The 6,490-nt window shown below is 35.7% G+C and carries 7 protein-coding genes, 1 tRNA gene and 1 pseudogene; 5 read left to right on the top strand and 4 right to left on the bottom strand.

What is annotated here, in order from left to right; genetic code table 11:
• The first annotated feature begins 361 nt into the window (after nucleotides 1-361).
• Nucleotides 362-438 (top strand) — tRNA-Ile (locus SKM54_RS09495).
• 79 nt (nucleotides 439-517) lie between these two features.
• On the top strand, nucleotides 518-1,249 hold the full coding sequence (locus SKM54_RS09490; RefSeq protein ID WP_321095230.1) for a hypothetical protein: 732 nt from the start codon (nucleotides 518-520) through the stop codon (nucleotides 1,247-1,249).
• Nucleotides 1,250-1,380: 131 nt separating this feature from the next.
• Here SKM54_RS09490 and SKM54_RS09485 read toward each other — a convergent pair.
• From SKM54_RS09485 to SKM54_RS09470, 4 genes and pseudogenes are all read right to left on the bottom strand, one after another.
• Nucleotides 1,381-2,321 (bottom strand): annotated as a pseudogene (locus SKM54_RS09485) (IS5 family transposase).
• Between the two features lie 7 nt (nucleotides 2,322-2,328).
• A complete protein-coding gene (locus tag SKM54_RS09480) occupies nucleotides 2,329-2,550 on the bottom strand; it encodes a phytanoyl-CoA dioxygenase family protein (RefSeq protein ID WP_321095231.1) in 222 nt (73 codons plus the stop codon).
• The gene (locus SKM54_RS09475; protein WP_321095229.1) at nucleotides 2,526-2,744 is read right to left on the bottom strand and encodes a hypothetical protein; all 219 of its coding nucleotides are present in this window, start codon (nucleotides 2,742-2,744) and stop codon (nucleotides 2,526-2,528) included. Before SKM54_RS09475 ends, SKM54_RS09480 begins: the two co-directional genes overlap by 25 nt.
• 332 nt (nucleotides 2,745-3,076) lie before the next feature.
• Nucleotides 3,077-3,310 (bottom strand): TIGR03643 family protein, encoded by a 234-nt coding sequence (locus SKM54_RS09470; protein WP_248103548.1) that lies wholly within the window; start codon nucleotides 3,308-3,310, stop codon nucleotides 3,077-3,079.
• Between the two features lie 204 nt (nucleotides 3,311-3,514).
• On the opposite strand from SKM54_RS09470, the gene SKM54_RS09465 reads away from it, so the two are divergent.
• From SKM54_RS09465 to SKM54_RS09455, 3 genes are all read left to right on the top strand, one after another.
• On the top strand, nucleotides 3,515-4,075 hold the full coding sequence (locus SKM54_RS09465; RefSeq protein ID WP_321095228.1) for a lipocalin family protein: 561 nt from the start codon (nucleotides 3,515-3,517) through the stop codon (nucleotides 4,073-4,075).
• A 145-nt stretch (nucleotides 4,076-4,220) separates the two neighbouring features.
• Complete coding sequence (locus SKM54_RS09460; RefSeq protein WP_321095227.1) at nucleotides 4,221-5,201, top strand: acyl-CoA desaturase; 981 nt, start codon at nucleotides 4,221-4,223, stop codon at nucleotides 5,199-5,201.
• Entirely contained in the window at nucleotides 5,201-6,487 is a 1,287-nt protein-coding gene (locus SKM54_RS09455) for an NAD(P)/FAD-dependent oxidoreductase (protein ID WP_321095226.1), read from the top strand. The genes SKM54_RS09460 and SKM54_RS09455 overlap by 1 nt, the downstream gene beginning before the upstream one ends.
• Nucleotides 6,488-6,490: the final 3 nt, after the last annotated feature.

Below are 6,490 nucleotides of genomic sequence, written 5' to 3'. Positions count from 1 at the left end.
TTACAAGTTGGTTGCCTAGAATCTCCCAAGTGGAAGTGTCCTGTTATTTCAGCACACATCAGTGCAATCTTTGCTTATGTAAAAGGCTAATCCATTTGTGGTAATTTATTATTTTTAAAGTGAGGTTGATACACATATAGCAGAAATCTAGTCGAGTTGATTAATAAATGTCTTAGTGAGCTTTACTCTTAAGGATGAGATGGATAGAATCACGTATGTTCGCAACATGTGACAATATATGACAATAATTTCTAAAGCCTACTATGTGCCTACCGCAATAAAAAGCTTGTCAAAATAGATTTTATTGGATAGCATTACCCCGCATCAAAAGCATTGATATATAAGCTTTTGAGTTAATATAGGGCCTATAGCTCAGTTGGTTAGAGCAGCGGACTCATAATCCGTTGGTCGACAGTTCAAGTCTGTCTGGGCCCACCATATAAAACAACCACTTAGGTGTATTAATCCTAAGTGGTTTTTTTTGATAATAAAAAAGGTAGCAAATAGGTAGCAAGATATGAGTAATACTTTTCTTTTTGGTGAGGATCTGCGAGAGAAAGTGACTCAAGATATAAAACTAAGTCAACTTAAGTCAGAAAGATTAAATGCTCATAAAGAAAGTATTTTAAAAATTCAACAACAAAAAATATCCTTATATTCTCTTCAACAGGCAATTAACTTAATTGCTTTTTATATGCAGCAAGTGACTATTGAACAAATGTCAGAAACAGAGCTAGTAAAACTTTATATAAAAATATTAATAAAAATAAAAAGTCAATTAAAAAAATCCAGAAGCACATTTAAAGTGGATTTTGAAGAGCTTGGAGAAATTGATAGTGATGAGTTTTTAAGTGATCTTGATAAGTATGTATATAAAGAGATGGAACTTTTAAGTGAATGGGATAAGTTTATGATTTCTATGAGGCTATATTTCATTCAATACCGTCATTTGAATAGTTTGCTCAAGGAATCAAATCTTATTGATAAAGAGATGCCAATTTCAGATAAAAAGGAAAGGATCTTAGAGGCTAAAAGTATTATACGTAGGATTATTTCAAATTTTACTGAAGATGATTTATTGGTTTTTGAAAATAAGAGTCGGGGACATAAAGGATTTAAAAATGCAGTTTTTGAGAAGCTAACTATAAGCGAATATAGGAAATATTTTGAATCTAATAAAACGAATTTCAAGAATCGTTGGGATGAAGTTAGAAGAGAGAATAGTCACCAAAATTCTAGACACAAATAATCATCTTTGATGGGCCTTTTCATAATCTAATGGAGAACGTTGCCCATTGGAACCATGTCGCCGTTTTGAATTATAAACAGGCTTTGTTGCATAAACATTCAAAAGCTGAGTTTTCCCCAATCCATTAAAATTTAAGTGACAACTTGGGTGTGAGGTCTACCTAATTCCGTAAATCTATTCAGAACTGCCACACGCGCATGAACTTCATTGACCTGACTTTGAAAATGTCTTGCCGTCAGCTTATCTCCTAATAATTTGATGCAATGCATCTTGGTTTCCACCAAACTGCGACGGTGATAGCCCGACCATTTTTTCCATAGGGTTCTGCCTAAATGCTTAACCGTTTGAAGTAACTCATTTCGTTCTATTGAACTGATTTTAGAATCTTTCCAGGGCTTGGCATTCTTCCTGGGTGGAATTACTGCATGTGCTTGACGATCTGAAATCACTTGTCTGCAGCACTTCGTGTCGTACGCCCCATTGGTATAGACAGAATCTATTCGCTCATTTGGTGGGATTTGATCCAGTAAATCACCTAGTACTTGTGAATCACTGACATTATTTGTCGTAAGCTGAACGGCACGTATTTGCAGTGTTTCAGCATCTATACCAATATGCAGTTTACGCCATTGCCGACGGTATTCAGGCTGATGTTTCTTACGCTTCCATTCACCTTCACCTAAAAATTTTAAACCCGTAGAGTCGACGAGTAGGTGTAACCCATCACGACTTTTCTGATAGCTTATCGCAATATCAATATGCTTTTGTCGTCTACAGAGGGTGGAGTACGAATATCACTGATATTCGGGGCTGCTCAGCCACAGAGTTTAATCAGGCTTTGAGCAAAGCCAGTGACCATACGTAAAGAAAGAAGGAATAGAGATTTGATCATTAAACAGCATTGAATCGCTGTATCGGAATAAGTTTGATTTCGTCCGTGCTTGCCTTGTGGTTGTGCATACCATTGGGTCTTAGGATCAAACCAGATTGAAATATTTCCTCGCTTGATTAAAGCTTGGTTATACGAGGACCAATTGGTTGTACGGTAAGTTTTAGGTGCAGGCTTCTTCATCTGGAAATTATATTGCTAAAGAAGCCCTCAAGAATAGCTTTGTGCAACAAAGCCGTTTGGCATCTACAGGATAATAAGGAGCATCATGATGCCAAGGTGTGACTTTAGCTGAGCCTACACCTTTGAACAATACATGTTCATGAAACATTCGAACAGATTGAGAGCCCATAATGGCTTTTACAATTTCAGCAGCAGGACTATCTTTTACAAATGTGTTGAAAGCATGAATTCGTTGCCAATTACAATAATCAGCCCAAAATTTACCTTCGGTTTGCGCGGGGGGGGGTAGTCACGAAACCACTGTCCTGGATTTTGTTCATTTTCTTTTACACCCGTTTCAAGCAGAGGAATCCAGTCTTTAAATAATCCACGGATGATAACCACACCATCTCGATCAAATAATTCATGTTCATTTTTCAACATGCTTACTGCTCCTAAATGAGGTTTACATTGGACTTTAAGTTTTGATGTTAAAGAGAATATAAGCGCCAAAGTAGGAGCGAAGAAATACGCAATTTAAGAAGTACTAATTCGTTTTTTTTAAAGTAAAAAGAGATTTAATAAGTAGTGTGATAAATATAGGTAATAACTTGATATTTATTTAAATAATAAGATTCGATGTATGTGTTTTAATTTTTTATAAACTAATTTTAAAACAATAAATTAGATGCTTATTTTTGTATGAAACACCAATTATTAAGGCACTTAGGTGAAAGCTCTAAGTGCTTTTTTAATTTTCAAAGCTTATATAATTGCTATGCAACATCTACATCTTGTTTTAGTTTTAAGTGTTTAGCCTTGCGCCCTGTTACACGCTTTCGCCACATTTTAAAACTACTTAATTTTAACTCTTTACGCATGAGCTGAATAACGGCAGATTCATTAAGATGATATTCACGTTCAATTGCTTCAAAAGGAATGTGATCTTCCCAAGCCATTTCTATAATACGTGATGTATCAGCATCTAATATTTTTTGAGACTGTGACATTTTTCATCCTTATATTTCATTCAAAATATATATTCACAATAAAGTTGAACTAAAAATAATAGGAAGTACGTCAAAATTATGTGAATTTTTAAAAATACTGCTAATTAAAATAATTTAAATTCAGTAACTTCACACTTAGTTCACAGTAGTAACTTTACATTGAAGATGGAAAAGTCATCTAACATTATTTATAGGTATAACAATATGAAAACAGCAATAAAATCAATTTTTGCTGGTACAGCATTGGCTTTAAGTGGCTTAGCTATTTCCATAGCTACACAAGCCCAGACAGTTACACCGCAAGCAGTCGATAAAGTTGATATTCAGCGTTATGCAGGTCAATGGCACGAAATTGCTCATTTACCTATGTATTTTCAACGTAAATGTGTTGCGAACACTAAAGCACAATATACCGTGAATCCTGACAAAACCATGACTGTACTCAATAGTTGTAGTACGAAAGATGGTGGAAAAATTAGCTCTGAAGGCGTGGCTTATTCTCAAAATGAAGGGAATAGCAAACTTAAAGTGAGTTTTTTACCTAAAGGTTTAAGATGGTTGCCATTTACTAAAGGTCATTACTGGGTTCTTCGCATAGACCCTGAGTATAAAGTTGCGCTTGTAGGCGGGCCAAGTGATAAATATTTATGGATTTTGTCGCGTGATGCTCAAATTGATGATGCGACATATCAGTCTTATTTAAATACTGCCAAACAATATGGTTATGATGTTGAGAAATTGATTAAAACTCCACAGGAACCTTAATTTGTATAAGTTTCTCTGTATAAGCCGAACTCATGCTTTTTTAGTTCGGCTTTTTTTTTATATTGAATTTAGCTTCACATAAACTTCATCTTTTCATCGCTAAACTTATGAAAATGAACATAACAATTTGAACTAGGAATGATTCATGTTGAATAGTCTGATGCGATGGATAGATAGTTGGTCGATGCCTACATCTATACAAACCATTTCAGCCGAAAACGCAAAAATTCAATGGGTCAGAATTATTCCATTTATTTTACTGCATTTGGCTTGTTTGGCTGTGTTTTGGGTGGGCGTGTCATGGTTTGCGCTGTGTTTTGGGTGGGCGTTTTATATCATTCGTATGTTTTCAATTACAGCATTTTTCCACCGATATTTATCGCATAAAACTTTTCAAACCTCTCGTATTATTCAATTTATATTTGTTTTAATAGGAACCATGAGCGCACAGCGTGGTCCTTTGTGGTGGGCAGCACATCATCGCTATCATCATCGTTTTACAGATACAGAACAGGATCCACATTCATCGACACATGGTTTTTGGTACAGTCATGTGGGGTGGTTCTTAAATGACTATAACTTTGCCACGCGTAAAGAAGTAATTAAAGATTGGTTGAAATATCCAGAACTTATTTGGTTAGATCGGTTTAGTATGATTGTGGTGTTACTGACTGCTGGCTCAATTTATCTATTGGGTGAGTGGTTAGCTGTTGCACATCCTCAGTTGGGAACATCGGGCTTACAACTTCTAGTTTGGGGTTTTGTTGTATCTACAGTTCTGCTGATTCATGCAACTTTATGTATTAACTCCCTGGCACATCTTTATGGTCGCCGTGATTTTGATACTCAAGATCAGAGCAGAAATAATTTATTTTTATCTATTATTACCTTAGGCGAAGGTTGGCATAACAATCATCATTTTTATGCGGGAAGTACACGCCAAGGTTTCTATTGGTGGCAAATTGATGTGACTTATTACATTTTAAAAATTATGTCTTGGTTGGGGCTTGTTTGGGGAATGAAACCAATTCCTGCACGCATTTATGATGTAAGTAAGATTTCTCAAAAGAGAAGACTTAAAAAAGACATGACAAGCACCAAAAACAATGAATCTGGGGAAGTATGATGAAAATTGCCATTATTGGTTCAGGAATTTCTGGATTGTATGCCGCTTGGAAATTAAGCCAAAAACATGAAGTCACGGTGTTTGAGAAAAATACGTATTTTGGTGGGCATACAGATACGCATGAACTCAATATTAACGGTGAAAAAGTTTCTGTAGATAGCGGATTTATTGTTTTCAATGATCATAATTATCCGTTGTTTAGCCAAATGATTGCTGAACTTGGCGTAGAAGCGCAAAGCAGTGATATGGGGTTTTCTGTAAATAATCAAGTGACAGGTTTGCAATATAATCCTTCAAAAAAGTTTTCTTTATTGTGTCGTCCACAAAATTTTCTTAACGCCAATTTCCGCAATATGCTGTCGGATTTATTTAAATTTTATGCAGCAAATAAAGACCTTGATGTAAGTAGTTGCGATGCAGATTTAAGTATTGAAGAATATTTAAATAAAAATGCTTATAGCGAAGCATTTCGTCAAGAACATTTGTATCCAATGTGTGGTGCGCTTTGGTCTTGCCCGCCAGAGCAAGCAGGAAATATCCCATATAAATTTGTTGTGAGCTTTTTTCAGCACCATAGAATGTTGCAACTTAAAGATCGACCTTTATGGCAAACCGTGAAAGGCGGATCTGCGACCTATGTTCGTGCAATACAAGCACAATGTAAAAATATTAAGTTTAAACAAGTTGGTGTGACTTCTGTTACACGTTTAAAAGATGAAGTGTTAATACAAACAGATAATGCAACGGAACAATTTGATTGGGTTGTTTTTGCCAGTCATGCAGATGACACGCTTGCTTTAATACAAGATGCGACAGAACTTGAACAAGATGTGCTTGGGCATTTCAAATATCAAAATAATCATATGGTTGTACATTGTGATACGAATATTATGCCGAAATCGAAGCGACAGTGGGCAAGTTGGCATGTTCATGTGACTCAAAGTAAATCGTTGGAGCAAACGCCGTTCCAAAACTCGAATATCCATTACGGTTTTAGTTATTGGATGAATAAGCTACAAAATTTAAAGTGCAAAACACAAATCTTCTCAACGCTAAACCCAAATTTCGATATAGACGCGAAATATATTTTTGTAGAAAGACATTATCGACATCCTGTATTTGATGCAAAAGCTATTGATGCTCAGTCACGTTGGATGGAAATTAACGGACAAAATCGAAGTTCATTTTGTGGAGCATATTGGGGCTGGGGTTTCCATGAAGATGGTGCGCGTAGTGCTTCTTGGGTGGTAGATGACATTCTTAAAACTACACAAGTTGTAGTATAGGAG

It is taken from the genome of Acinetobacter faecalis (assembly GCF_034187745.1).
Classification (GTDB): Bacteria; Pseudomonadota; Gammaproteobacteria; order Pseudomonadales; family Moraxellaceae; genus Acinetobacter; species Acinetobacter faecalis.
Note: the sequence above shows the minus strand (reverse complement) of the source record. Positions and strands in the feature narration are given on the sequence as shown.